The organism is Corallococcus sp. CA049B (assembly GCF_003611685.1).
GTDB lineage: Bacteria > Myxococcota > Myxococcia > Myxococcales > Myxococcaceae > Corallococcus > Corallococcus coralloides.
Genome location: NZ_RAWC01000007.1, coordinates 24,358 through 46,230, shown reverse-complemented (window position 1 = coordinate 46,230; position 21,873 = coordinate 24,358). Strand labels below are relative to the sequence as shown.

The window sequence follows — 21,873 nt, the reverse complement described above, 5'->3', positions numbered from 1 at the left end:
GCGGAGTCCCCGTCGAAGGGGGTGTCCATCGCGCGGGCACTCTACGTCACCCGGAATCCGACGGACACGCCGACGTCACGCCCCTGCCTTGTGCTCCAGTGTTCAGCGCCGCCGCAGCCACGAGAACAGCGTGTCACCGCGCCGCTCCAGGTCCCGGCCCTGAAGTGGATTCTGCTCCACCCATTCGAGGTAGCCTTCCAGGTCGCTCCGGGCCTCATCGAGGGAACGGCAACCGGCGACCACGTCCAGCAGGGCCTGCTCCGCTCGCTCGACGTGGTTCTGGGGGGGATTCAACGACTCGCGCATGGCCGTCTCTTCGACCCCGAGCACCGCCGCATTTCCGAGGGACTCCACAAGAGGTTTCGCACCGGGCGTGGCGAAATGAATCCGCTCGGTGGGGCCACGAATCTCGGATTTCACGATCCCGGTCGGAAGCGGCTCGCTCCGGTAGACGAAGTATTCGAGTCCGCCCCCCTTCGGGGGCCACTGCGTCGGCAGCACGGGAGCGATCTCCGCGCCCAACATGTCCTGCCCCAGCGCCTCTCGAGCCTGCTCCGCGAGCGCGAGGGAGGTCCGCGTTGAGGCACAGGTGTCGTCCTTCGGCGCCATCGGATGAGCGTCCTTCACCTGAGCCGGCGCTTGGTGACGCACGACTTCCTTCGGCGCCTTCTCCAGACAGCCGAGGAGCGGCAGCGTCACCAGAACCCGTGCGATGCTGAGCGGGACCCTCATTCGTTCTTCAGGCGCATTTCGCGCTCGACCTCCGATTGGCTGGACAGCGGCGCCCCAACCTCCCTGCGACATGGATGACGCCCATGAGGCCGGTGTCGGTCGTGCCTAGGACTGTCCAGATGGGAAAAATTTCGATTCACCACTGGAGTGAGTACCTCGCATCGGGCGCCTTCGTGCGTTACTGATGTACCTCCCCCCGTTCGCTCCGAGCGGGCTCTATGGATGCACAGACCACGACGGGCTTACGACATGCTGCTCACCAGCTTCCAGCTGCAAAACTACAAGAGCTTTCTAGAACATCCCCCTATTGTCTTCGGCCATGGCTTCAACATCATCATCGGCAAGAACAACGCGGGAAAGACAGCACTTATCGAAGGACTGGCGCTCCAGTTTGGGGACAAGCCACATCGAAGCTCGAAAACAGTTCCCACCCCCACTCACCAGATCTCAAAAAAATCCATCGCCAAATTCACAATTACCGTGAGCCACAATGAAATACAATCATTCATGGCAAACCCGGCGAACACATTCTACATGCCGACCCCCCACCCCCACCTATGCGATCTGAGCGCAAGAGGCATTGCCGAACTCCTCGATGCTCAAGCCCAGATTGAGATTACATTTCAGCGCAAACCGGGCGGCTCCCTAACGACTATAGGTGACCGCGCTCTTGGACTATATCCTTCGGACCACTCCACATTCGGATGGACTCTGATTGACGACGAACCTATCAGTGGACATCAAGTTCGGATTGACAACGACAGTAGCCTGTATCTCGGAAATGTCTTGGGGCAGAGCTACGTGTCTCGGCTCTATGTTTTCAAGGCGGAGAGACTGAATATCGGCAGGGCGCCTGTGGGTGCAAAACGCCAGCTTGCTTCCGACGCAAGCAACTTGCCCGAAGTCCTTGGGGTCCTACAGGGCAATCCCTCCAGATTCCAACGCTACAACCAGCTCGTCCGACGAGTACTCCCTCAAGTCGAACATGTGACCGTGCGGCCAGTACAGGATGGAAAGTTCGTTGAAATCCTGGTCTGGAACGAGCCTCCCGAACAGGAGCGGGAAGACCTTGCGGTCCCTCTCTCCGAGTGTGGCACTGGCATCGGACAAGTGCTCGCAATGCTCTATGTCCTGGTGACTGCGGACTCCCCCAGGACCATCGTCATTGATGAGCCGAACAGCTTCCTGCACCCGGGTGCCGTCCGTGCACTCGTCGAAATCCTCCGAGAACACCCCCAGCACCAGTACATCGTGTCCACTCACTCGTCCGAGCTCATCGCGGCCAGTGCGGCGTCCACGATCCATGTCTTGCGGAAGCAGGCCAGCGTCACGACTGTCGAACAAATCGACGCCAAGGAAGCCAACCAGCTACGCATGCTGCTCCTCGAAGTCGGCAGCAAGCTCTCCGATGTCTTCGGCGCGGACTGCGTCCTGTGGGTCGAGGGCAAGACCGAGGAGATCTGCTTTCCCATCATCATGGAAAAGCTGTTGGGCCCGACTCCTGGCCTCAAAATCAATGGAGTCCTCCATACCGGAGACTTCGACGCCCAGGATGCACGCTCGGCATTCCGCATCTACGAACGATTGACCGAAGGCCAGGTGCTTCTGCCCCCTGCCGTGGCCTTCATCTTTGACCGCGAGCTCAGGCCCGAGAGTTCCCGCATAAACCTCATTCGCCAGAGCCAGAACAAGGTCGCATTCCTCGGGCGGCGCACCTACGAGAACTACCTCCTGTATGCGAATGCGCTGGCGGCGGTCATGAACACGTCCCCCGCCTTCGCGGACCAGCCTATCGATCCAGCCCGAGTCCAGGCATGGCTCGACGCGCACTCGCAAGACGACAAGTATTACATCAGAGCCAAGACCCGGGACTTCATGGCCGACGTCGATGCACCCAAGCTGCTGTCGGACCTGTTTTCCGAGCTGTCCGAGGCGAAGCTCGAATACAATAAGGTGCAGCACTCCGTGGCGCTCACCGAGTGGCTTCTCCAGCACCATCCGGCCTCCTTCCAGGAGATTGTCACCCTTCTGAAGGACAAGCTCGCCACGCGCCCGGCGGCCTCAAACTGATTCCTCAGAGCCAGGGCCCGGAATCAAAAGGTTCCGGGCCCTGAATCTCTTCAAGGCATCACCTACCGCTCAGATTGTCTTCTTCCCTGGCAGGTCGAAGCGGTCCAGGTTCATCACCTTGGTCCACGCGGCGATGAAGTCCTGCACGAAGTGCGCTTCGCCGTCGTGGGCCGCGTAGACCTCCGCCAGCGCGCGCAGCTGCGAACTCGAGCCGAAGACGAGGTCGGCGATGGTCGCCGTCCAGCGCAGCTCACCCGTGGCGCGGTCGCGGCCTTCGAACAGGTTCGGCGCCTTCTCCGTGCGCTTCCACGCGGTGCGCATGTCGAGCAGGTTCACGAAGAAGTCCGGCGTCAGCTTGCCCGGACGCTTCGTGAACACGCCGTGCTGCGTGTGGCCGTGGTTGGCGTCCAGCGCGCGCAGGCCGCCCACCAATGCCGTCATCTCCGGCGCGGTGAGCGTGAGCAGACTCGCGCGATCGATGAGCGCGGCGGCGGTCGTCGCTTCGGCCCCCGCCCGGACGTAGTTGCGGAAGCCGTCCGCCGCCGGCTCGAGCACCAGGAACGATTCGACGTCCGTCTGCTCCTGCGAGGCGTCCATGCGGCCCGGCGTGAAGGACACGGTCACCTTGTGGCCGGCGTCGCGCGCGGCGGCCTCGACGGCCGCGGTGCCGCCCAGAACAATCAGGTCCGCCAGTGACACGCGCTTGCCGCCGCGCTGCGCGCCGTTGAACTTCCGCTGGAGGGCTTCGAGCCTGGCGAGCACCTTCGCGAGCTCGGCGGGCTCGTTGGCCTCCCAGTCCTTCTGCGGCTCCAGGCGGATGCGCGCGCCGTTCGCACCGCCGCGCATGTCGCTTCCCCGGAACGTCGTCGCCGAAGCCCAGGCCGTCTTGACCAGCTGTTGGATGGAAAGGCCGGAGCCGAGCAGCTCGGCCTTGAGCGCGTCGATGTCCGCGGCGTCGATCAGCGGATGGTCGACGGCCGGAATCGGGTCCTGCCAGAGCAGTTCCTCCTTCGGCACCAGCGGGCCCAGGTAGCGCGACCTGGGTCCCATGTCGCGATGGGTCAGCTTGAACCAGGCGCGCGCGAAGGCGTCGGCGAACTTCGCCGGGTGGGCCATGTAGTCGCGGGAGATGCGCTCGTAGACGGGGTCGAAGCGCAGCGCCAGGTCGGCGGTGGTCATCATCGGCGCGTGGCGCTTGCCGGGCACGTGCGCGTCCGGCACGGTGCCGGCACCGCTGTTGCCCACGGGCTTCCACTGCTGCGCGCCGGCCGGGCTCTGGGTCAGCTCCCACTCGTAGCCGAACAGCGTCTCGAAGTAGGTCATGTCCCACTTCGTCGGCGTGGGCGTCCACGCGCCCTCCAGGCCGCTGGTGGTGGCGTGCTCGCCGATGCCGCTCTCGTAGGTGCTCTTCCAGCCCAACCCGAGCTCCTCGACGTTCGCGCCCTCCGGCTCCGCGCCAACGTGGTGCACCGGGCCCGCGCCGTGGCACTTGCCGAAGGTGTGCCCCCCGGCGACGAGCGCGACGGTCTCCTCGTCGTTCATCGCCATGCGCGCGAACGTGTCCCGGATGTCACGCGCGGAGCCCACCGGATCCGGCTTGCCGTTCGGGCCCTCCGGATTGACGTAGATGAGGCCCATCTGCACGGCCGCCAGCGGGTGCGCGAGCTCACGCTCGCCGCTGTAGCGCTCGTCGCCCAGCCAGGTGGACTCCGGACCCCAGTCAATGGAATGCGGCTCCCAGATGTCCTCCCGGCCGCCGCCAAAGCCAAACGTCTTGAGGCCCATGGAGTCCAGCGCCACGTTGCCCGTGAGGATCATCAGGTCCGCCCACGACAGCTTGCGGCCGTACTTCTGCTTGATGGGCCACAGCAGGCGGCGCGCCTTGTCGAGGTTGCCGTTGTCCGGCCAGCTGTTGAGGGGCGCGAAGCGCTGGTCACCCGAGCGCGCACCGCCACGGCCGTCGAAGATGCGGTAGGTGCCCGCCGCGTGCCACGCCATGCGGATGAAGAACGGTCCGTAGTGGCCGTAATCCGCCGGCCACCAGTCCTGCGAGTCGGTCATCAACGCGTGCAGGTCCTTCACCACCGCGTTGAGGTCGAGCGTCTGGAATTCCGCCGCGTAGTTGAAGTCCTCGACCATCGGATCCGACAGCGAGGAATGCTGGTGCAGCATCGCGAGGTTGAGCTGGTCCGGCCACCACTGCGCGTTCGTGCGCGCACGGCTGGGGCCGTGCGCGACGGGGCACTTCAGTTCGTCGGTCATGCCGGAACCGTAGGCCGGCGTCGCGTTCGCCGGACTCCCGTTGTTCGGATGGGTTCAGCGGCCGTTTGCTACCGAACCCAACCGCTCACGCCCGCGGGTGGGCGGAGTCATAGACTTCCTGCAACTGTTCGAAGGTCACGTGGGTGTACTTCTGGGTGGTGGAGAGGCTCGCGTGACCCAGCAGCTCCTGGATGCTGCGGATGTCCGCGCCGCCGCCCAACAGGTGCGTGGCGAACGAGTGGCGCATCGCGTGCGGGCTCACCTTGCGCGCCAGGGCCAGCTTCAGCACGTACGCGTCCAGGTGCCGGGCGATGCTGCGGGCCGTCAGCCGGCCGCCCTTGAAGTTGAGGAAGAGTGCGTCCGGGTCCTGCCCCTCTCGCACCTCGGCCAGCAGCTCGCCGCGCCTCGCGAGGTACGCCTCCAGCGCGCGGATGGCCTTCACGTTGAGCGGCACCAGCCGCTCCTTGCTGCCCTTGCCCATCACCCGGACGATGCGGCTGCTCCGGTCCACGCCCAAGAGGTCCAGGCCGCACAGCTCGCTGATGCGCAGGCCGCCGCCGTAGAGCATCTCCAGGATGGCCTTGTCGCGAAGCCCCAGCACCGTGTCCACGTCCGGCATGTCGAGGATGGCGAACACCTCCTCCACCGGCAGCACCTTGGGCAGCGACTTCGGCAGCTTGGGGCTCTTCACCAGCTTGGCCGGACTGGCGGACAGCAGCTTCTGCCGCACCAGGTACTTGTAGAACGACTTGATGCTCGCCAGCCGCCGCGCGCGGCTCGTGGGCGCGTGGTCCACCGCGAGCGTGCCCAGGTAGCCACGGATGGCCGCGTGCGTGCCCGCGAGCAGCGACAACTTCATCCGCTCCACCAGGTAGCGCTCATAGTCCTTCAGGTCGATGAGGTAGTTGCGCACCGTGTGCGGCGACGCGCCCTTCTCACCTTCGAGGTGGACCTTGAACTGCTCCAGCAGCGGGGACAGGGTGGACATGGTCGGCGAAGCCTAGGGGGCTCACGGAGCCTCGCAAGATTCACGTCCGAGCGCGAGCGTCCGCCGCTCGTGGCAGCATGGACGGCATGACGGTGGACCTGCGAATCGCCTCCTACAACATCCTGGCGGATGCCTACGTCAAGCCCGAGTGGTTCCCGCACACGCCCGCGGACCTGCTCCGGCCGCGAAGCCGACACGCACCGTTGGTTCAACGAATCGTGGGCCTGGACGCGGACATCCTCTGCCTCCAGGAGGTGGAGCCCGACAGCTTCGCCGCGCTCCAGGAGGGCCTGAAGCCGCACGGCTACACGGGGGTGATGGCCCAGAAGGGGCAAGGCCGCCCCGATGGCTGCGCGGTGTTGCACCGCCTGGAGCGGAGTCCGGGCCACCGTGCCCACTCCTTCAGGGACCGGCTGGAGGACGGACGCATCTCCGGGCATGTGGCGCTGGTCGTGGACTTCGACGTCGGCGGAGCGCGGCTTCGCGTGGCCTGCACACACCTGCGCTGGGACCGGCCCGACCGGCCGGTGGAGCAGCACCAGGGCATGCAGCAGGCCACCGAGCTGATTGACGAGCTGGTCCGCGAGGATCCGGAGGCCCTGTGGATCGTGTGCGGCGACTTCAACGCCCAACCCGGAGAGCCGCTGGTCCAGGCGTTCGAAGCGGCCGGACTGCGGGACGCCTACGCGGGGCGGCATCAGCCGACCTGCAACGCGAACGGCATCCCCAAGACCATCGACTTCCTCTTCCACTCCGCCGCGCTGCGAGCCCGGCCAGACCCCTTGCCAGCGCTGGACGAGCGGACGCCCCTGCCCTCGGAGCAGGAGCCCTCCGACCACCTGCCCATCTCCGCGCGGCTGCTGCGCTGAGGTGCCGCGGCGGATGCCCTCTCTGCCAAGGTGAGTGAGACAGTCCGTACCCAGCAGTTTCGTGTGCAGGGCGATCCAGGCAGGAACGGTGAAACCAAACGAGTAGGCTCGCGGCATGAAAATCATGCCCAGCGAGACTCCGTCTCCCACGCAGCAGCTGTTCGCGGCAATCAATGGCCATTGGATCACCCAGGTCGTCGGCACGGTGGCCCGTCTGGGGATCGCGGACCTGCTCGTGGGCGGCCCCCGCGACAGTGATTCGCTGGCGGCGGAGCTGGGCGTCCACCCGGGCGCCTTGTTCCGGCTGATGCGCGGCGGCATCACCGCTGGCCTCTTCGCGTCCCCCTCCGAGCGGACCTTTGCCCTGACACCGATGGGCGAAGGGCTGCGCTCGGACGTCCCGGGCTCGCTGCGGGCGGTGGCCATCATGCAGAGCGACAAGTCCCACTGGTTGCCCTGGGGACACCTCTCCGAGGCGGTTCGCACCGGAAGGGCTCCCGTGCAGGCCGCGCTGGGCTCCGACATCTGGGAGCACTTCGCCCGGAACCCTGACGAGGCGGAGCACTTCGCCCGGGCCATGGGCAACCTGTCCGGCCTGGTGGGCAGCGAACTGACGCACCACATCGACTTCGCCCCCTTCGCCCGCGTGGCGGACATTGGAGGCAGCCACGGCGACCTGCTCTCGCAGGTGCTGCGCGCCCATCCCTCCTGCCGGGGCATCCTCTTCGACCTGCCCCAGGTCGCCGAGGGCGCGAAGGCGATGCTGGAGTCCCGGGGGCTGGCCAGCCGGGTGGACGTGGTGGCCGGGAGCTTCTTCGAGCCCGGCATCCCCGCGGCCGATGCCTATCTGCTCAAACACATCCTCCATGACTGGGAGGATGACGCCTCCCTCACCCTCCTGCGCCGGATCCATGAGGCGGCGCCCGCCGGGGCACGGCTCTTCGTGCTGGAGATGGTGATTCCGGACAACCGCAACCCAGACCCCACGCACCTGATGGACCTCAACATGCTGGTGCTCACAGACGGACGCGAGCGCACCCGGGACGAGTTCCAGGCGTTGTTCGCCGCGACCGCCTGGAAGGTGGAGCGCATCATCCCCACCCGGAGCGGGGCCAGCATCATCGAGACGGTGAAGGCCTGATTACGACCCATCTGGTGTCTCAACGATCTGGTGCGGCACTGGGTGCTGATGACGGATTGACGCAGGATTGCCCACTGAACGCTCGGACCACGAAGGCCGGGAGCGAATCCCTCTCACCCGGCGCAACGCTATACACTCCCGGGCATGGCCCTCGAGTCCCCTGCCCTGCGTGCAGTCATCCTCGGTTGTGCCCTGCTGTCGTCCTCGTGCTCGGACACGTCCGGGCCCCCGCGGCCCCCACCTCCCGAGGAACCCTGGGACGGGACCTATACGCCCCTGGTCGACCCGACGGACTGGATCGACCGGGGCGAGTACGCGCCGTGTGCGTTCACACCGCCCCCGGGGACCGTCGCCGACTGCGACGACCCGTCCCTCTTCGACCTGTCGAAGTGTGACACCGCCTCGCTCGCCACCCTGGAGCCCCATGGCATCTACCAGGTGGACATGCGCCACGCCTCGGGCCTCGCGGACTTCGCCGGCATCCGGGTCCCCGAGGACGGCGGCACCGCGACCCTGAACTACCTCCCGACGCTGCGGAGTTCTCCGGTCACGAGGCAGCAGCTCCCGGGAGCCTTCCGCTTCTCCGCGCAGTACACCTTCCGGGACACCGTCCGGAACCTGCTCTTCGCGGGCTGCGGCGTCACCGGGCCCGGGCTGGTGACGGGGTGCTTCGCCCGCTGCACCGACGGCAAGGTCACCACCTCGGGCACCTTCGAAGCCGCGAGGATGACCTGGGCGCGGGGCGAATCCGAATCCTCGGGAGGACTGCGGCTCCTGTCCGAGACCCATGTCCAGACGGTGCGCCCGGTGGATGTGTATGTCCACCGGGGCCACGCCTACGTCGTCTCCATTGACGACCCGCGCACCCAGGCCCCGGGAGGGCTCGCGGTGGTCGACGTCCGGGACCCGAGCCATCCCGTCATCACGAAGCGGATCACCCTCCCGGGAGACTCGTACTGGAACGCGGCCTGGGCCAAGGACGACGCGCTCTACATCGCCAGCAAGAGCTCGGGCGTCATCGTCTTCGACATCACCGACCCCGCGGACCCGACCTTCGTGCGCAGCGTGCCCGGCCGCGGCCCCATCGACGTCCACACGCTGTTCGTGGAGGGCCACCGGCTCTACGCCGTGTCACCGGGTCCCGCCCCCACTGGCGAGACGCTGATTTTCGACATCTCCACGCCACTCCAGCCCGTCCTGCTCAATCGCTTCACCGCCGCCGACACGACGTCCGCGTTTCCCTCGGCGCATGACTCCTTCGCCTATCAGGACAGGCTCTACGTCAACCACTTCAGCGCGGGCTACGTCGTCTACGACGTGAAGGACCCGATGAGCCCACAGGAGCTGGGCCACTACACGTTCGAGAGTGACAACAGTTACGCGACGAGCCACGCGAGCGCGGTGGGCACCTTCGCGGGGAAGACCGTCGCTTTCGAGGGCGGCGAGTACCAGGGCGCCCACCTGCGCGTGCTGGACGTCACGGACCCCACGAACATCCAGCTCATGGGGCGCTACAAGCTGCGCCCGCAGACCTCCATCCACAACATGATCCTCAGGGGCAAGCGGCTCTACATCGCTTACTACCAGGAAGGACTGCGCGTGCTGGACGTCTCCGTTCCCCCCCAGCCGCGCGAAATCGCCTGGTTCAACACCTTCCGTGAGTCCGACCTGAACCGGGGCGATGACCTGCTCGAAGGCGCCATTGGCATCCGCGTTCCCGGAGACGGCCAGGTGTACGTCGTGGACACCTCCCGGGGGCTGCTCATCTTCAACGAGCCCTGAGCTGGCGCGATGGGGTCCGAATTGGGGATGATGCCTGCCTCCTCATGAGGCAGGTGTCGATGCGAGCCGTTGTGGTGATGTGGTTGTGGGCTTCAGTGGTTGGGGCAACGGAGTTGTCCAACGAGTTCTCGCTGGAGTCGCCTCGGTACGGGCGGCTGCTGGCCAGCGTCCGGTCGTCACGCGCCGCGACGGGTGGTGGCGTCACGCTGCTGGTCTGGAGCGATGAGCGGCGCGGGGAGCGCAGCGCCTTCTATGGCACCGGCCCGGAAATCTATGCCGCGCGCATCGACGCGGACGGCAACGTGCTGGACCCGGCCGGCATCCCCCTGTGCACCGCGTCCTACGCGCAGGAAGCCCCCGCGGTGACGTGGGACGGCAAGCAGTTCCTCGTCGTGTGGCAGGACTACCGGGACAACCGCAACTACGCCATCTACGGCGCGCGGGTGAGCCCCGACGGCACCGTCACCACCCCGCCCGATGGCTTCCGCATCTCCGCCCCCATCCCAGCCATCGGCGGTGAGTGGGAGGAGCAACCGGCGGTGGCCTCCTCCGGAGGGGTGAGCCTGGTGGTGTGGCAGCGCCGCACTCGCAGGACGTCTGACAACGACCTCCTCGGGGCCCGCATCCGCGACGACGGCACCGTGCTGGACCCCACCCCGCAGGTGCTCGTCTCTGGCACGGGCAATCAGGCGAACCCCACCGTCGCGGGCGGTCCCGATGGCTATCTCGTGGTCTGGCAGGATGGCCGCCACCAGGTGGGCGAGACCCTCGAGTGGGACATCTATGCGACGCGGGTCGCGCTCTCGGGCGAGGTGATGGACGCCGCGGGCCTCCCGGTGAGCGTCCTCGCTTCGAGCTACCAGACGTATCCCCGGGCCCTCTTCGACGGGACGAACTACCAGGTGCTGTGGGGCGACAGCCGGAACTCCAGCTACGGCGACTTCTACGGGGGACGGGTGAGCGTCGCGGGTGAACCGCTGGACGGCACCGGGGTGCGAATCACGCCGGCAAGCAGCGACTACAAGCAGGGCCCGGCCATCGCCTTCGACGGGACGCAGACCTGGGTCGTCTGGCGCGCCGCGACCGGCTCCTACGATGAGCACTTCTACGGGGTGCGCTTCGGCAGGGACGGCGTGGTGAAGGACACCACGCGGGTGCCCCTGTTCACCCACTCGGGGCAGAAGACGTTGCAGGACCTCTACTTCGACGGCGCGCGGCTGCGCGCGGTGTGGACCGAGTACGTCGGCGTGTACGGCCTCAAGTCCGCGCGCTTCGAGACGGACGGCACCGTGGTGGATGGAGCGGGCCGCTTCCTCGCCTGGGGCGCCAACTTCCAGGACGCGCCGAGCGTGGCCTCCGCGGGAGGCACCGGGCTCATGGCGTGGCGGGACCAGGTGGGCGAGGAGGCCGCGAGAACCGCCAGCATCCGGATCCAGCCGCTGGACGCCGACGGCCAGCCCACGGGTGACGTACGGGTCTTCTCCTCCCCGACCTACGTGGGCAGGCCGGCGGTGGGCGCCGGCGACGGCATGTACCTGGTGGCCTGGGGCCAGCAGGGGAGCTCCGGCTATGACATCAAGGCCCAGCGGGTGCGGCCGGACGGAGCGCTCATCGACGCGCAGCCCCTCACGCTCGCCACCTCCACCCTCTCCGGCCCCGCCTCCGTCGCCAGCGCCGGGAACACCTTCTTCGTTGTCTGGGAGGCGACGGGCAGCCGCATCACCGGGGTGATGCTTCGCGAGGACGGCTTGGTGTCGAGCCTCATCCAGCTTCCCAGGCCTGCCTCCAACACCCAGACGCAGCTCCAGCCGAAGGTTGCCTTCAATGGCACGCACTTCCTGGCTGTGTGGGCGAACTACAACGGCGACTACGACATCCACGCCGCCCGGGTGAGCCCCACCGGACAACTGGTGGATGCGGTCCCGCGGATCATCTCCGCCGCGGGCTCCTTCCAGTACGAGCCGGACGTCGCGGCGCATGGCGACTTCCTGGTCACCTGGTCGGACTACCGCAGGGGAGGAGGCTTGCCGGAGATCCGCGCCGCGCGCGTGGCGAGCGACGGCACGCTGAAGGACCCGGACGGAAAGGTCATCGTCTCGGATTATTCGCTGAAGCGCTTCGCGCAGCCGATGTTCGACGGCTCCGGCTTCACCCTCCTCTGGCAGCAGGGCTCGGAGGCATTCATGGGTCTCAAGCTGGCGCGCGTGTCCCTGGACGGGACGGTGTTGACGCCCGCGCCGCTGGACGTGTGGCCCTCTCAGGACAACGCGAGCCCGGCGACCCTGTCCCTGCTCGCGCCCCACAAGGCGGTCATCGTCTACCAGCGCTTCGACTCAGGTCCCGGCCTGTACGTGAACCGCGTGCACGGGCGGGTGCTGAGCATCACACCGGACGAGCCCACGCCGGACGCCGGCAGCGGTGACGCGGGCCAGGACAGCGGCGTGGATGCTGGCACCGACGGTGGGGGCGGCGACACGGATGGTGGCGGCGACGCGGGAACGGACGGCGGCGTGGATGCAGGCACCGACGGCGGCACGCGGCCGGACGCGGGCACGACGGTCGATGCGGGCACGGCGGTCGATGCGGGCACGGGCTCCCCGGAGGAGCCCGAGGACTCCGGCTGCGGATGCTCGTCCGCGGGAGCGCCTGTCTGGGGCTTCCTGCCGCTGGCCCTGCTGCTGCGCCGCCGCCGCGCACGGGCGGCGTAAGGAAGCGGCCGGCGAGGCGTGGTTGCGCGAGGTGGCCCGGCAGGTGTCTGCTGCCGGGCCCATGTCACGCAACACGCAGTGGAAGGTGGCCGGCTTCGGTGTGTCGGCCCTGGTGCTCGTCGCCGCGCTGGTCCTCGCCAACGGAACACCCAAGGTCCATGAACCGCTGTCCCTGGAGGCGAGCGACCGGGATGAATACGCCCAGCAGGCCCTGGCGGCCCTCCGCGCCGCGGACCCCACGGGCGAGCTGAGGTACGACCCGGAGCAGTTCCTCATCCAGCGCTACACCCCGGACGGCGGTCTGGGGATGTCCCTCTTCCTCGCGAACTTCTACCGCGAGTACCAGGACACCCCGCCCGAGCGGCGCGGCGAGGTGCTCGCGCGGTTGGGGCGAGCGGGCGTGCTCCCGGAGGCCGCGGCCACCTACGAACAGGCGCGTCCCCTGCTGATGCTCGTGGTGCGTGCCCGCGACACCTTCGAGGCGTTCTCCCAGCAGGCCGGTGAGTCCGCCCCGGTGTCCTGGCGGCCCGTGGGCGAGGTGCTGGCGGAGGCGCTCGTCCAGGACACCCCGGACGCCATGCGCTACGTGCCCACGGAGGAGCTGGCGCGCTGGGGCATCACCTACGAGCAGGCCCGCGCCGACGCGATGATCAACCTGCGGCGGCTGGAGGCCACGCCGCTGCGGCACCTGACCCTGGGCGTCTGCGCCATCTTCACGAACGACAGCTACGGAGCCTCACGGCTGCTGCTGGACGAAGTGGTGCGTGGCTGCGAGGTGAAGGGCGATCCGGTGGTGGTCGTCCCCAACCGGGACACGGTGCTCATCACCGGCGCCGACGACGCCACGGGCCTGCTCACGCTGGCCGAGGCCGCGCTGGAGGGCGTCCAGGCACCGCGCCCCGTGGACGGGAGCGCGCTGCGCCTCACCGCCGACGGCTGGAGGCCCTTCCTCCCCGGCCCCAAGAGCCCGGCGCGGAGCATCCTGGAGAAGCTCGCGTTCACCAGCCGGGTGCGTGGCTACCAGGACCAGACCGAGCGGCTGCGGAAGCAACAGGAGCAGGAGCACGGCGAGGTCTTCGTCGCCGGCCTGATTCCAGCCAAGGACGACCGGGGCCGCTTCTTCGGTCAGACCGTCTGGTCCAATGAGGGCGAGTCGCTGCTCCCGCGAGCGGACGTCATCCTCTTCGTGGACGCGGCGCTGGGTCCGGACGCGCCCCCGGTGGCCGCGGTCCGTTGGGACCTGGTGGTGCGCGACGCCGGAACGCTGCTGATGCCCGAGCTGGGCGTATACCCGGAGCGCTACCGCGTGACGGGCTTCCCCTCCAAGGAGCAGCTCCAGCGCTGGAAGGTGGACCCGACAGCCATGGACGTGCCCTGAACCCGCCCCGCGGGCGCTATGCTCCCGCGGCCCCCAACCCGGAGATTGGCCCCTGGCGCTCGTTCCCCTCTACAAGCCGCAGGACCTGGTGAAGAAGGCCTCGAAGCAGGCCGTCTTTCCGGCCCTCAGGGTCGCGCCACCGCCGTCCCAGCAAAAGTCGCTCGTCGGGTTGAAGCGCCTGATGCACGAGCGCAACCTGGACCCGCACGGACTGGAGGCCACGGTCTACGACACGCAGGGCTGTGTGCTCAGCGGGGCGCTGCACGAGGCCGCCGACCTGTCGGAGAACACGAACCCCATCACCGAACCGGGCACCGGCATCATCTTCAACGGGGACCACAACCTGCTGTCCCTGGAGGTGGGTGGCCCCGTGGTGGCGCAGTCCTTCGACATCTACTACCTGCACTGGGGCTTCGACAGCACCCACTGCGTGCGGCTGGGCTCGCACGCGAACTACTTCGTCACCGCCGCCCTCCAGGGGTGCTCCATCTTCGTCACTGGAGATCCGGCCTCGCCGACGGTGTACCACCTGAACGCGAACTCGGCGGGAGCGAACGCGCCCAACGACGCGGCGAGGTACCAGGCGAAGGTCCAGGTGATGCAGGCCCGCTTCAACGCCGCCCGGAAGGTCATGGGCGGCAGCCAGCAGTCGTCGGCCTCCGCGTCGATGCATGACTACATGCCCGGCATGCTGAGCACTGCGGGCACCGCCCAGCTCGAATACGAACGCGGCGTGAGCGGCGCCTCCTGGTACCACGTGGGCACGCACGCCTTCCGGTCGTTCTGGAAGGTGGACCAGGACGAGCTGATCCAGTTCGGCACCGTGTTCGGGGTGCGGGAGTCGGGGCGCTGGTCCTTCTACTTCCAGAAGCGCAGCCGCCACGACTACCGCTACAAGACCTGGACGTCCGGCCGCACCCGCCACTCCGAATGGAGCGCGGAGTGCCACCGGTTCTGGCCCGCCTGAGCGGCATCTGCTCAAGTGCCATCCGCTCACTTCCCTGGGAGGCAACGGATGGACGGCACGTACAAGTCATTGCGCATCGAGAAGGCCGACGGCATCGCCGAGCTGGTGCTCACCGGCCCGGGCAAGGGCAACGCCATGGGCCCCGACTTCTGGCGGGAGATGCCGGAGGCGCTCCGCGCGCTGGACGCCGACGACGACGTGCGCGTGCTCCTGGTGCGAGGTGAAGGCCAGAACTTCACCTACGGCCTGGACCTGATGGGGATGATGGAGTCCCTGGGGCCGCTGCTCACCGGCGAGAGCAACCTGGCGCTGGAGCGCAGCCGGCTGCTCAAGCTGATTGGGGAGATGCAGCAGGCCACGGAGGGGATGGCCCGGTGCAGGAAGCCCGTCATCGCCGCGGTGCATGGCTGGTGCATTGGCGGGGGCATGGACCTCATCGCCGCGTGTGACTTCCGGTACTGCTCGCAGGAGGCGAAGTTCTCCCTGCGCGAGGTGAAGGTCGGCATCGTCGCGGACCTGGGCGCGCTCCAGCGGCTGCCGCGCATCATCGGCGAGGGGAACACGCGGGAGCTGGCCTACACCGGCGGCGACGTGGACGCGGCGCGCGCGCTGCGCATGGGCCTGGTCAACGAGGTCTTCGCCTCCCCCGAGGCCCTGCTCACGGAGGCGCGGGCGACGGCGAGGCGCATCGCGGACAACCCGCCGCTCGTGGTCCAGGGAGCCAAGCAGGTGATGGAGTACTGCGCGGACAAGTCCATCGCGGACGGGCTGCGTTACGTGGCGGTGTGGAACTCGGCGTTCCTCCAGTCACTGGATTTGACGGAGGCCTTCTCCGCCTTCGCCGAGCGCCGTCCGCCCAAATTCCAGGGCCGCTGAAGACAGCATCTTCTTCTCACGCAGCCGCGGTCACTTCGACTGGTGGTCCGAGCGCCGGTTCTTCATCAAAGCGAAGTGACTTCTCCGCGCGTGTTCACGGCCCTCCAAGTCAGGAGGAGCGCGTGCTCCGGTGCGGCAGGTCGACTCCGCACCTGAGTGCTTCAGCCCCCTGACAGGCATACATGCCGACAAGGGCAGTGCTCGGCGAGCGTCGCGAGAAGCGTGCTTCCGAGGCAGCATCTCCCAGGGGATGCCGCTTCGGAGCACGAAGACGATGGCTTCCAGCGCCACTCGGTCATCCGCCCGAGGGTGCGCAGAGGGAGCTCACCGCTCGCAGCGCAGCGCGACCGCGTGCGGGTTGTCCAGGTAGTCCTGCCAGAACTCCTGGCCGTACCGGGCAATGCCCTCGGGGGAGCATTCCGGGCGCATCCAGGTGAGGTGGTGGAAGCCCGCCTCGCGCAGCGCGCGCTCGTACGTGTCACGGCTCCAGTGGGAGAAGTGGATGGTGAAGGGCGTCTTCGCGTGCAGCTCCGCGGAGATGCCCTGCCCTTCCCGGGGCGACTCCGGGAAGTCCAACATCGTGATGCCATACCGGGTGCTGTTGGGCCCCTTCGCGCTGAACCCGGGGTTGAAGGTGTACGTGACGAAGCGGCCCCCGGGCTTCAGGTGGGCGTGGATGTTCCGGCACATCCGCAGCAGGTGTTCGGGCGATTGCGCATAGTGCAGGAGATAGACGGCCGTCACGCAATCAAAGACACCCAGCGGCGCCATGTCGGCCACGTCCGACACGTGGTACTCGATTCCCAGGGGCTGGGCCGCTTCATGTTGCCGGGCGACGCGGATCATCTCCTCGGAGATGTCCACACCGGCCACCCGGTTCGCGCCCCGCGCCTGGAACTGCCGCGTGTAGAGTCCGTCACCACAGGCCACGTCCAGGACGGACTGTCCCTTCACGGAGCCGAGCGCTTTGAAGAAGGTGTGGCCTTCGAGGTACTCCGAGCGCACGGGCAGGACATCCCAGTCCGACAGCTTCACGGCGATGTCATCGTATTGTGCCGCCATTCCGCACGACCTTTCGTGGCATCCCACTTCCACGGAAAGAGTCTACTCCGGAGATCACGGCGGTAGACTCGCGCCATGGAAAACACGCCTGGCGACAGTCCGTCCCCCACGCAGCAGCTCCACCTGGCCATCACCAGCTACTGGCGCACCCAGGTCATTGGCACCGTGGCCCGCCTGGGAATCGCGGACCTGCTCGCGGAAGGGGCCCGCGACAGCGATTCGCTCGCGGCGGAGCTGGGCGTCCACCCGGAGGCCCTGTTCCGGCTGATGCGCGCCGGGCTCGCCACGGGCCTCTTCGTGGCCTTCGCCGAGCGGACCTTCGCCCTGACCCCCATGGGCGAAGGCCTGTGCGCGAACGTCCCGGGCTCACTAAGGGAGCTGGCCATCATCCAGAGCAGCCCGTCGCATTGGCTCCCCTGGGGACACCTCCCGGAGGCGATTCGCACCGGGAGCTCGCCCATCCAGGCGGCGCTCGGTGTCGACATCTGGGAGCACTTCGCCCGGCATCCCGACGAGGCGGAGCACTTCGCCCGGTCCATGGGGGACTGGTCCGAGATGGTGTCCAGCCAGGTGGCCCGGCACGTCGACTTCTCCCTCTTCGCCCGCGTGGTGGACATTGGCGGCAGCCACGGAGACCTGCTGGCGCAGGTGCTGCGCGCCCATCCCACCTGCCGGGGCATCCTCTTCGAGCTGCCCCAGGTCGCCGAAAGCGCGAAGCCCTTCCTGGAGTCCCGGGGGCTCGCCAAGCGGGTGGACGTCGTGGCCGGGAACTTCTTCGAGCCCGGCATGCCCGCCGCCGACGCCTACCTGCTCAAGCACATCCTCCACGACTGGGAGGATGACGCCTGCTCCAACATCCTGCGCCGGCTCCATGAGGCCGCCCCGTCAGGAGCCCGGCTCTTCGTGGTGGAGATGGTGATTCCGGACAACCGGACTCCTGACATCACCCACCTGATGGACCTCAACATGCTGGTGGTCGCCAACGGGCGCGAGCGCACCTACAACGAGTTCCAGGCCCTGCTCGCCGCGACCGGCTGGAAGGTCCATCGCCTCATCCCCACGCAGAGCGGGACCAGCATCCTGGAGGCGGCGAAGGCCTGAGTGACGGGGCGGCGCCGCGGGCGCCGCCCCCTTTTCATCCGTGCGAGGGATTACAGCCGGACCTGGAGTTCGTAGCGGCGGTTCTTCGCCTTCTTCGCCTCGGTGTTGTCCGGCTTCACCAGCATGCGCTCGGAGCCGTAGCCCACGGCGGTGATCTCTCCGCGGGGGATGCCTCGCGCGACGAGCTCCTTGACGATGGCCTCCGCGCGCTGCTCGCTGAGCGTCTTGTTCTTCGCGGCGTCACCCGTCGAGTCGGTGTGGCCGGAGACCTCGAACTTGTAGCTTTTGACGCCAGCGGCGACGAGCTGCTTCTTCGCGTCCACGAGGGCGTTGGTCAGCTTCTTGAGCTTCGCGTCGCAGCCGGGGGCCAGCTCGGCGGTGCCCGTCTTGAAGCTGCACTGGTTCTTGCGGCCCTCGTCCGTGAGCTTCGTGTTGACGCGCTTCTCCACGGTGGACTTGCCGGCGTCGCCCGCGGCCTTCTTGATGGAATCGAAGGGGCTTTGCGCGGCGGCCACGCCAGGGACGGCCAGCAGCGATACGGCGATGCAGAGCGCCTTGAGCTTCATCCGTTGGACTCCTTGGGCTCCAGGGGGAAGGGAGCCGGAGCCAGACGCTGCCGGGGGTGGCTCGCCGCGTCCAGTGACACGGCGTGGGCCGTGGGGGCGCCTGCCTCCTACTCACCCCGCTTTTTCTTCCCCCGCGCGACTTCTGTAGCCAGGGCGTCCAGCTTCGGCGTCCAGAACGCACGGAAGCGGTCCAGCCAGGCGTCCACCTCCGCCAGCGGCGCGGCGTCCACGGCGTACAGGCGCCGGGCGCCATCCACCCGCACCGTGGCGAAGCCGTTGTCCCGCAGGACCTTCAGGTGCTGCGAGACCGCGGACTGCGTGATGCCGAACTCGCGCTGGATGACGTCCACGACCTCGCCCGAAGCGTGCTCGCCTTCCGCGAGCAGCTCCAGGATGCGGCGGCGGACCGGATCGCCGAGGACGTCGAAGGCGTGCATCAGCCCCCTGTATAGAACGCGGCCGTGCGCTCGGCCATCCCTCGGGCCACGTCCGGCGCCTCGCCGGCCGCCACGTGGGCGTCCGCCCAGGACCGGGCGCTCGCGCGCATGAAGGTCTTCGCCTCGTCGGAAGCCGCCCACGACGCGGCGGCCTCCGCGGCCACGTCCTTGCCCGTCTCCAGGTACAGGCCCAGTCCCAGGAAGCTCAAATCCCAGCCCACGCCCGTGGCGCCAGGACCGAACTGGCTCCAGAACTGTTCCACGTCCGCGGAGTGCACGATGTGCTCCAGCGTCAGCCGCGTGCCCTTCCCTTCCGGCGCCAGGCGAAGGGTCACCCAGCTCATGCCGCCGTTCATCTCCCAGGTCAGGTCGAACGCCTCCGGCTTGTCACACCGGGTGATGGTGCCCCCCGCGTTCCCCTTGATCTGATAGCGGCCGCCCTTCCGCAGCTGCCCCTCGACGGGCGAGAACCAGCGCGGGATGCGTTCAGGGTTGGTGACCGCGTCCCACAGGTCCTCGATGTGGGTGGGGTAGACGCGCTGGGCGACGACCACGTGGGCCGGCTTGCCTTCGTAATCGCGTTCGACGCACGCGCGGAACTGGGCGCCAATCAGGGTGTGAAGCATGTGCGGACCTCCTCCGTTCACAGACTCACTACAGTCCGCACTAATATTAGTCAATTCTAATACGATTACATGACCGCCGGCCCTCCCCCGACTTTGCGCGGGATGAAGCTGTAGCCATCAGTCCCTCGTGTCGTCCACGAGCTGCACGGGGATGCCGGGCTCCGCGGCCTCTCCGTCCACGTCCTGGAGGTCCAGCGGGCCAGTGGAGAGGACCCAGACATCCAGCGTCGCGTCTTCGTCTGTGTTCCCCACGCATGCCAGGGTGATGGCGCAGGCGGGGCACGTGCCGGTGACGCCGAGCCGGGCCTTCAAGGACGGATGAAGCGCCTCCACGTCGAGGGGGCGCAGGTAGGTGAACCGGAAGGTGTCCGCGCCGATGGCCACCGCGCCGTCCGGGGACTCGCTTCGCTCCTGGTCGCGAAGCTCCATCGGTCCCCGGCCCGCGAAGTACGCGTAGCGGTTGCCCCGCTCGGGCGCGAAGCCCACCTTCGCGAAGACCGGCTCGTAGGTCCTCGTGTCCTGGAAGTGGCGCCGCTGGAGGGCGTACCAGGCCTTCAGGTTCGACCTGCACTCCGCCGCGCGGGCACGCTGGCCGAACCGGACGAAGTTGCGGACCGTGTTGACCGCCACCAGGCCCAGGCACGAGCAGGCCAGCACACCGAGGGCGATGAAGAACCACTTCCGGAGGGTCCCTGGCGCCTGATGACTCACGGCCTCACTCTTCGCCCGCGAAGGAGGAGACCACCCGCTCGATGACGTCGCGGCCGGCCTCGTCCTTCGCATCGGCGGTGGCCCAGATCAGCCAGTCGCCGTTGACCGTGCCGGAACCCTGCTTCCCTTCGGGCACCTGCTTCTTCAGCCTCACCTCCGCCGCGCTCGCTTCGGCATAGCCGTCGAACAGGTAGACCGAGGCGCGGGCCGAGCACGACGTCCAGGCCTGGCCGAACCCCGCCAGGGCTCCGAGCTCCTGGACGGCGGGGACCGGCTCGGCCGGAACGACGGCGTCGCCGCCGGTGCCATGGCGCAACAGCGCCTCACCGCGCGCAAGAGAGGGGGCATCCGGCTTCATGGGGCTCCTTCGCGGCAGGTGCTCGTCGCCGGTGTCATCCGCGCGCCGTGACGGACCGCTTGCACACGCGCAGAGCAGCAGCGGGAAGAACAACACGAGGCGTCGTCGCATGGGGGCCCGCGATAGCACCTTCCCGCACCGCACCACCAGCCGCCCTCCCCGTCACTCGTTCAGCCAGCGCGCGGAGGACACCTTGTCGTTGAAGCCCCAGGCCTTGCTGTTCAGGTTGGCTTCGTGAAACGCACCGTCGCCCACGAGGTCCCGGTAGCTGCCTTTGTAGTTCGAGTCGTCGTAGAGCCGCACCCGGTAGCCCGGCGGAATGCACCAGCGGAGATGGAGTGCATGGGTCTCAATACGTCGTGTCCACGACCCATGCATTGGCCACGCCACGTTCCGCCAGGAGCGCTGGCGTCCGGGTCAGGATGACGTGGCGTTCCTTGTGATCCATCTCCACGTCATAGCTGTCCGTCGCGAAACCGAACTCCCTCCTGACGGAAGGCTCGATACGCCTCACCTCCTCCTCCCAGGCTCCCTCCAGGTAGATGTTCTTGTGCTCGGAGTTCCTGGGCGGCTGGGTATGGAATGCTCCATCCCTGACGCGAACGTAGACCACGTCGTAACCCAGACACTCCACCGGCACCCTCTTGTTGGACGTCAGCTTCACCGTTTCGGCATGAACGGTCTGGAAGTGGCTCTCTGTCGTGGCCCGTTCATCCAACACGAACAGCGTGAATCGCATCCGCCACACGATGGTGTTCGACTGCTCCCGCATGGTCTCGATGGACTCATTGAGCACCTGCGCGATGAGGGTCGACTTCTGGATGCGCCGGCCTTCGATCTCGGAGCGCTTTTCGAGCTCCGTCTCCAAGGGAGGGGTGATGTGGGCGAGATAGACGTGGGTGTCCGTCTCGATCAGGAACCCCACACATGAATTCAACCCCGAGGTGTTCAGGAACAGTTCGAGGTTGCCCTTCCTCGGCACGCCAATCCCGATTCCAGCCTGCACGCTGACGATCATCTGTGTGCGCTCCCTGGCTCCGCGCTACGGATCCTGCGGCCACTGCGGGCAATTCGGACCGGTGCGGAAGGCTCCCGGCTGGAGGGACTCCCAGTGATAGCACAGCCTGTATTCCCAGATAAAACGCCCTACCCCGCGCGGTGGGTCCGCCGCCATGCATCCACGGAGATGGGGGCCCCCTGAACGCCCGCGAGGACAAGCCTCGCGGGCGTCAAATCATC

At 67.6% G+C, this 21,873-nt stretch carries 20 protein-coding genes; 9 read left to right on the top strand and 11 right to left on the bottom strand.

Translation table 11 applies throughout. The features are described 5' to 3' along the window. Nucleotides 1-102: 102 nt before the first annotated feature. The gene (locus D7W82_RS02660; RefSeq protein WP_120616819.1) at nt 103-732 is read right to left on the bottom strand and encodes a hypothetical protein; all 630 of its coding nucleotides are present in this window, start codon (nt 730-732) and stop codon (nt 103-105) included. Nucleotides 733-981: 249 nt separating this feature from the next. On the opposite strand from D7W82_RS02660, the gene D7W82_RS02655 reads away from it, so the two are divergent. Continuing rightward, nucleotides 982-2,802: an ATP-binding protein gene (locus D7W82_RS02655; protein ID WP_158617570.1), complete on the top strand. Its 1,821-nt coding sequence runs from the start codon at nt 982-984 to the stop codon at nt 2,800-2,802. Nucleotides 2,803-2,871: 69 nt separating this feature from the next. Here D7W82_RS02655 and katG read toward each other — a convergent pair whose 3' ends face one another. After that, complete coding sequence (gene katG, locus D7W82_RS02650; RefSeq protein ID WP_120616817.1) at nt 2,872-5,064, bottom strand: catalase/peroxidase HPI; 2,193 nt, start codon at nt 5,062-5,064, stop codon at nt 2,872-2,874. 85 nt (nt 5,065-5,149) lie between these two features. Then, nucleotides 5,150-6,052 (bottom strand): tyrosine recombinase XerC, encoded by a 903-nt coding sequence (locus D7W82_RS02645; protein WP_120616816.1) that lies wholly within the window; start codon nt 6,050-6,052, stop codon nt 5,150-5,152. 77 nt (nt 6,053-6,129) lie between these two features. On the opposite strand from D7W82_RS02645, the gene D7W82_RS02640 reads away from it, so the two are divergent. From D7W82_RS02640 to D7W82_RS02615, 7 genes are all read left to right on the top strand, one after another. Continuing rightward, a complete protein-coding gene (locus D7W82_RS02640; protein ID WP_120616815.1) occupies nt 6,130-6,921 on the top strand; it encodes an endonuclease/exonuclease/phosphatase family protein in 792 nt (263 codons plus the stop codon). 115 nt (nt 6,922-7,036) lie between these two features. After that, nucleotides 7,037-8,062 carry a methyltransferase gene (locus tag D7W82_RS02635; RefSeq protein ID WP_120616814.1) on the top strand — a complete coding sequence of 342 codons (1,026 nt, stop codon included), beginning with the start codon at nt 7,037-7,039 and terminating at the stop codon, nt 8,060-8,062. 144 nt (nt 8,063-8,206) lie between these two features. Beyond that, nucleotides 8,207-9,844: an LVIVD repeat-containing protein gene (locus D7W82_RS02630; RefSeq protein ID WP_120616813.1), complete on the top strand. Its 1,638-nt coding sequence runs from the start codon at nt 8,207-8,209 to the stop codon at nt 9,842-9,844. 113 nt (nt 9,845-9,957) lie between these two features. Continuing rightward, nucleotides 9,958-12,552 carry an MYXO-CTERM sorting domain-containing protein gene (locus D7W82_RS40385; protein WP_158617569.1) on the top strand — a complete coding sequence of 865 codons (2,595 nt, stop codon included), beginning with the start codon at nt 9,958-9,960 and terminating at the stop codon, nt 12,550-12,552. A gap of 61 nt (nt 12,553-12,613) precedes the next feature. Then, nucleotides 12,614-13,930 (top strand): DUF1444 family protein, encoded by a 1,317-nt coding sequence (locus D7W82_RS02625; protein ID WP_158617568.1) that lies wholly within the window; start codon nt 12,614-12,616, stop codon nt 13,928-13,930. Between the two features lie 88 nt (nt 13,931-14,018). Beyond that, complete coding sequence (locus D7W82_RS02620) at nt 14,019-14,897, top strand: hypothetical protein (protein WP_147439193.1); 879 nt, start codon at nt 14,019-14,021, stop codon at nt 14,895-14,897. Nucleotides 14,898-14,945: 48 nt separating this feature from the next. Beyond that, a complete protein-coding gene (locus D7W82_RS02615) occupies nt 14,946-15,773 on the top strand; it encodes a crotonase/enoyl-CoA hydratase family protein (RefSeq protein ID WP_120616810.1) in 828 nt (275 codons plus the stop codon). A gap of 324 nt (nt 15,774-16,097) precedes the next feature. On the opposite strand, the gene D7W82_RS02605 is transcribed toward D7W82_RS02615, so the two are convergent. Continuing rightward, nucleotides 16,098-16,835 carry a class I SAM-dependent methyltransferase gene (locus D7W82_RS02605; protein WP_120616808.1) on the bottom strand — a complete coding sequence of 246 codons (738 nt, stop codon included), beginning with the start codon at nt 16,833-16,835 and terminating at the stop codon, nt 16,098-16,100. A 75-nt stretch (nt 16,836-16,910) separates the two neighbouring features. Here D7W82_RS02605 and D7W82_RS02600 point away from each other — a divergent pair, with 75 nt between their 5' ends. Next, nucleotides 16,911-17,936: a methyltransferase gene (locus D7W82_RS02600; protein ID WP_120616807.1), complete on the top strand. Its 1,026-nt coding sequence runs from the start codon at nt 16,911-16,913 to the stop codon at nt 17,934-17,936. 50 nt (nt 17,937-17,986) lie between these two features. Here D7W82_RS02600 and D7W82_RS02595 read toward each other — a convergent pair whose 3' ends face one another. The 7 genes from D7W82_RS02595 to D7W82_RS02570 all read right to left on the bottom strand — a co-directional run bounded on the left by D7W82_RS02595 (nt 17,987) and on the right by D7W82_RS02570 (nt 21,652). Next, nucleotides 17,987-18,502, bottom strand: coding sequence for an OmpA family protein (locus tag D7W82_RS02595; protein ID WP_120616806.1), 516 nt, complete (start codon nt 18,500-18,502; stop codon nt 17,987-17,989). A 107-nt stretch (nt 18,503-18,609) separates the two neighbouring features. Then, nucleotides 18,610-18,939, bottom strand: a complete 330-nt coding sequence (locus D7W82_RS02590) for a helix-turn-helix transcriptional regulator (RefSeq protein ID WP_014396181.1) — start codon at nt 18,937-18,939, stop codon at nt 18,610-18,612. Beyond that, nucleotides 18,939-19,565: an SRPBCC family protein gene (locus tag D7W82_RS02585; RefSeq protein WP_120616805.1), complete on the bottom strand. Its 627-nt coding sequence runs from the start codon at nt 19,563-19,565 to the stop codon at nt 18,939-18,941. Before D7W82_RS02585 ends, D7W82_RS02590 begins: the two co-directional genes overlap by 1 nt. A gap of 117 nt (nt 19,566-19,682) precedes the next feature. Continuing rightward, nucleotides 19,683-20,276, bottom strand: a complete 594-nt coding sequence (locus D7W82_RS02580) for a fimbrial protein (protein ID WP_158617567.1) — start codon at nt 20,274-20,276, stop codon at nt 19,683-19,685. A 4-nt stretch (nt 20,277-20,280) separates the two neighbouring features. Further along, on the bottom strand, nt 20,281-20,634 hold the full coding sequence (locus D7W82_RS02575; protein WP_120616803.1) for a hypothetical protein: 354 nt from the start codon (nt 20,632-20,634) through the stop codon (nt 20,281-20,283). A 162-nt stretch (nt 20,635-20,796) separates the two neighbouring features. Beyond that, entirely contained in the window at nt 20,797-20,937 is a 141-nt protein-coding gene (locus D7W82_RS40380; RefSeq protein ID WP_158617566.1) for a hypothetical protein, read from the bottom strand. A gap of 46 nt (nt 20,938-20,983) precedes the next feature. Continuing rightward, nucleotides 20,984-21,652, bottom strand: coding sequence for a hypothetical protein (locus D7W82_RS02570; RefSeq protein ID WP_120616802.1), 669 nt, complete (start codon nt 21,650-21,652; stop codon nt 20,984-20,986). Between the last annotated feature and the right edge of the window lie 221 nt (nt 21,653-21,873).